2 protein-coding genes, 3 tRNA genes and 2 rRNA genes are annotated in these 3,336 nt (G+C 31.3%); all 7 read left to right on the forward strand.

What is annotated here, in order from left to right:
- Positions 1–108 precede the first annotated feature (108 nt).
- The 7 genes from rrf (IO99_RS17800) to IO99_RS17830 all read left to right on the forward strand — a co-directional run bounded on the left by rrf (IO99_RS17800) (position 109) and on the right by IO99_RS17830 (position 2,757).
- Positions 109–226, forward strand: a 5S ribosomal RNA gene (gene rrf, locus IO99_RS17800).
- Positions 227–232: 6 nt separating this feature from the next.
- Positions 233–307 (forward strand) — tRNA-Asn (locus tag IO99_RS17805).
- Between the two features lie 7 nt (positions 308–314).
- Positions 315–432: ribosomal RNA gene (rrf, locus tag IO99_RS17810) — 5S ribosomal RNA — on the forward strand.
- Positions 433–437: 5 nt separating this feature from the next.
- Positions 438–514: transfer RNA gene (locus IO99_RS17815), tRNA-Ile, on the forward strand.
- A 5-nt stretch (positions 515–519) separates the two neighbouring features.
- A tRNA-Ala gene (locus IO99_RS17820) sits at positions 520–595 on the forward strand.
- A gap of 189 nt (positions 596–784) precedes the next feature.
- Positions 785–1,534, forward strand: a complete 750-nt coding sequence (surE, locus tag IO99_RS17825) for a 5'/3'-nucleotidase SurE (protein ID WP_035135853.1) — start codon at positions 785–787, stop codon at positions 1,532–1,534.
- 77 nt (positions 1,535–1,611) lie between these two features.
- On the forward strand, positions 1,612–2,757 hold the full coding sequence (locus tag IO99_RS17830) for a pyridoxal-phosphate-dependent aminotransferase family protein (RefSeq protein WP_035135854.1): 1,146 nt from the start codon (positions 1,612–1,614) through the stop codon (positions 2,755–2,757).
- The last annotated feature ends 579 nt before the right edge of the window (positions 2,758–3,336 follow it).

Raw genomic sequence — 3,336 nt, forward strand, 5'->3', positions numbered from 1 at the left:
CATTTAACCAATGTTTTCAATTCTATAAATTTGATAGATGAATACAAACTGTTAAAAACAGTTTGCATAAGTGACCATCACAAAAATAAATTTTTGGATGTCTACTTATCTGGTAATTATGCTTTTGATGGATACACCCGTTCCCATACCGAACACGAAGGTTAAGCATCAAGAGGCCGATAGTACTGCACGGGAAGCTGTGTGGGAGGGTAGGTTGTTGCCAGGTCAATGTTCCGCGATAGCTCAACGGTGGAGCACTCGGCTGTTAACCGATAGGTTGGAGGTTCGAATCCTCTTCGCGGAGCCATATTAAATTTGGTAATTATGCCTTAGATGGATACACCCGTATCCATACCGAACACGAAGGTTAAGCATCTAGGGGCCGATAGTACTGCATGGGAAGCTGTGTGGGAGGGTAGGTTGTTGCCAAGTAATATGGATCTTTAGCTCAGTTGGTTAGAGCAACCGGCTCATAACCGGTAGGTCCGGGGTTCGAGTCCCTGAAGGTCCACCATATTTGGGGGTATAGCTCAGTTGGGAGAGCACCTGCCTTGCACGCAGGGGGTCAAGGGTTCGAATCCCTTTATCTCCACCAAAGACACTGTATATGCAGTGTCTTTTTTTTATAGGATTTTATAATATTTTAAGATAAACTTTATCCTTAGTATGTTAAAATAAAAAAGTAGATAGTATTTCTTTTTGGGTGAATTAATTACTTAATAAGATTTTAGATAAATGAAGGGAGGGAAAATAGAGAATATAAATTTCTCTATTTTATATAATTATGAATATATTAATAACCAATGATGATGGAATTACGGCAAAAGGTATACAGATTATTGCACGGAGACTTCAAAATTCACACAATATATTGGTAGTAGCACCTGATAGTCAAAAAAGTGCTAGCAGTCATTCCATAACATTAATGAATCCTCTTATTGTAAAAAAAGAAAAAATAGAAGGTATAGATGCTCCATGTTTTAGTGTAAGTGGTACACCTGTTGATTGTACAAAAATTGCAATAACTACTATTGCTAGTGAAAAAATAGATATAGTAGTATCAGGAATAAATGATGGATTTAATTTAGGCACCGATGTAATATATTCAGGGACTGTGTCTGCAGCAGTTGAAGGAGCATTAAATAATACCCCAGCAATTGCATTATCCTGTGATGGTAATGAAGAAAGTTATGAAATAGCTGCAGATTATGCAGAAAAAATATTAAATAAAATTAGAAGTGAGAAAATTGGAAACACAGTACTAAATGTAAACATTCCATCTATAAGTAAAGATAAATTAAAGGGATTAAAGGTATGTAAAATAGGTGAAAGAAATTATAATAATGTATATGTTGAAGTAGAGAAAAGTGATGATAATGTAGTATATAAAATAACTGGTGCGCCGGATGATGCAATGCAAGATAATACTGATGTAGACATGATTAAAGAAGGATATATAACAGTTACACCACTACATTATGACTTAACCAATTTTAACTTAATAACAAAAGTGGAAAATATCTTAGAAAAATAAATTTGATATAACAAAATTTTTATTTTAAATATTGTGATTAATTAGTAATATTAAAGATATGAATAGGGGATGAAATGATGAATAAACCATATGTATTTACACCAGGACCTACTAATGTAAGAGAAAATGTTAGATTGGCTAGGGCTATTGAAACTACTAATCCAGATTTAGATAAGGATTTTTATGATTTTTATAGAGAAACTTGCAATAGAATTGGGGAAATACTAAATACTGAAAAGGATGTGTTTATATTAAGTGGTGAAGGTATATTAGGATTGGAAGCTGCTTGTGCATCACTTACAGAAGTAGGAGATAGAGTACTAATTATTGATAATGGGGTATTTGGTGAAGGCTTTGCTGATTTTGTGAAAATATATGGAGGAATACCTGTGTTGTATTCTGTTGATAGAAAAAGAGAAGTAGATGTGGAACATTTAAGAGAATTCCTTGATAAAGATAGTAATTTTAAATATGCAACTGTTGTTCATTGCGATACACCATCAGGAGTGCTTAATGATATAAGTAAAATTTGTCCAATGCTTAAGGAATATGGAATATTAACAGTTGTAGATAGTGTTGCAGCCATGGGAGGAGAACCTATAAATGTGGATGAGTGGGATATAGATATTGCATTAGGTGGTTCTCAAAAAGCTTTTTCAGCTCCACCAGGATTAACTATTGTTACCGTTAGTGATGATGCGGATAAAGCTATGAGAATAAGAAATACTCCCATTGTAGGATTTTATTGTAACTTAACTATATGGAAGGGATATTATGATAAAAAGTGGTTTCCATATACTATGCCAATAAGTGACATATACGGGTTTAGAGTTGCTATAGATAATATACTTGAAGAAGGAATAGAGAATGTACACAATAGACATAAAAATATTGCTGTAGCTACTAGAAATGCATTAACTAGCTATGGGTTAAAGTTATATTTAGATAGTGGCTTTTCATCTACAGTTACAGTAGTGGAACCGCCTACAGGAATAGAAGCAAACAAGTTAATTAATTATATAAGAGATAATTATAATTTACTAATTTCAGGTTCCTTTGATTATCTTGAGAATAAAGTTATTAGAATTGGTCATATGGGAGAAAACAGTAGGATAGATAAAATTTTATTTGTTTTAAATACGTTAGATAAATCTTTAAATGAATTAGGATATAAATCAAAAGTTAATATCATAGAAGAATTTAATAAGTATATTATATTATAATGTAAGAGAGGCCAATTAATTATGAAAATAGTTAATTGGCCTTATATTATTACAAAAAGGATATTTTCAATGGAATATTAAGAAGATTAGTAACTAGTTAACATAACGAATGTTTATTGATTTTAATGTGGTATATTTCGTATATTGAGGTTAAATAGTAGTATAAGTTATTTTTACTTTAGTATACTATACCATGTGTATCAGTATAAGAAAATAAAAGTAAATTCAAGAAATATGAAGATATATTTAAATAAACTATAATTATAAAAAAATAATGTTATATTTGATATAACAAGTATGGTAAGATAAATCTTGTCGCTGAGAGACGCGGCAAGAAACAACAAAAACTTAAGAAAAAACTTCTTAAAAATTTGTTGACAGATAAGAGATTATCTAGTAGAATAGTAAAAGTCGTCGGAAGTAATCGATGATAATGAAAACCAAATGGTCTTTGAAAATTAAACAGAGAAAAAGGTAAAACCAGTTAATTCCGATAGAGAAATCTATCAAATAAATGACTTAACAAGTCAGCGAAAAAAAAGAGCATAGCTCAAACTTTTTAAATTGAGAGTTTGATCC

The organism is Clostridium sulfidigenes (assembly GCF_000732635.1).
In the GTDB taxonomy this organism is placed as follows: Bacteria; Bacillota; Clostridia; order Clostridiales; family Clostridiaceae; genus Clostridium_J; species Clostridium_J sulfidigenes.